The organism is Parachitinimonas caeni (assembly GCF_030129945.1).
GTDB classification, from domain to species: Bacteria; Pseudomonadota; Gammaproteobacteria; order Burkholderiales; family Chitinimonadaceae; genus Parachitinimonas; species Parachitinimonas caeni.
This window is the reverse complement of sequence record NZ_JARRAF010000323.1, coordinates 1-240: the sequence shown is the minus strand read 5'-3', so window position 1 is coordinate 240 and position 240 is coordinate 1. Positions and strand designations below refer to the sequence as shown.

The 240-nt window shown below is 62.9% G+C and carries 1 protein-coding gene; it reads left to right on the top strand.

Features of this window, described 5'->3' with window-relative positions; all coding sequences use genetic code 11:
* A partial coding sequence (locus PZA18_RS24890; RefSeq protein ID WP_284103553.1) for an IS66 family transposase occupies positions 1-240 on the top strand: 240 nt, incomplete at both ends.

Below are 240 nucleotides of genomic sequence, written 5' to 3'. Positions count from 1 at the left end.
GCAGCCATGCCCGGGCCTTTTTGCAAGGCTGGCAGGGGACACTCATGGCGGATGGCTACGGCGGTTACAAAGCGCTGTTTGGTCAAGGCGTGACTGAGCTGGGTTGCTGGGCGCATGCCCGGCGGAAATTCTTCGATCTGCACGCCGCCAGTAACAAGCCGCATGAGATGGCTGCAGTCGCGCTGCAGCGAATCGGGGAGTTGTACGCCATCGAAGCCCAGGCGCGTGAGCAGTCACCCG